The 546-nt window shown below is 67.4% G+C and carries 1 protein-coding gene; it reads right to left on the bottom strand.

Going from position 1 to position 546, the window contains the following annotated elements; genetic code table 11:
* The coding region (locus tag L687_RS0121280; protein WP_031206946.1) for a class I tRNA ligase family protein at positions 1–546 on the bottom strand (546 nt) is incomplete at both ends.

Below are 546 nucleotides of genomic sequence, written 5' to 3'. Positions count from 1 at the left end.
GGCGTCATACCGCTCGAATGCCTTGGTCGCCTCGACCACGACGCCGTCGAGGGCTGTCAGCATCGACGCATCGAGGGCGTGCGTGACCTGTGCGCCGTCGGGCACGGGGAACGACAGCACGAACTTGGCGGCGTTGAGCACCTTGATGGCCAGACGACGGCCGATCTTGACCTGCGTGGGGTTCTGCGGGTCGAATGCCGCGTCCATACCGAGGCGGCTCGATGCGGCCCAGTAACGCACCGCGTCCGAGCCGTGGGCGTCGAGCACGTCGGCCGGGGTGACCACGTTGCCCTTCGACTTCGACATCTTCTTGCGGTCGGGGTCGACGATGAAGCCCGAGATCGCGGCGTTGCGCCACGGCGTCCTGTCGTCTTCGAGCGTCGAACGCAGCATGGTGGAGAACAGCCAGGTGCGGATGATGTCCTGGCCCTGCGGGCGCAGGTCGAACGGAGCGGTGAGCTGCCACAGCTCCTCATCACGTTGCCAGCCGCCCGCGAGCTGCGGTGTGAGGGACGAGGTCGCCCAGGTGTCGAGGATGTCGGCCTC

The sequence above is a fragment of the Microbacterium maritypicum MF109 genome, from assembly GCF_000455825.1.
Classification (GTDB): Bacteria; Actinomycetota; Actinomycetes; order Actinomycetales; family Microbacteriaceae; genus Microbacterium; species Microbacterium maritypicum_A.
The sequence above is the reverse complement of the archived record's forward strand: the minus strand, read 5'-3'. Positions and strand labels throughout refer to the sequence as shown.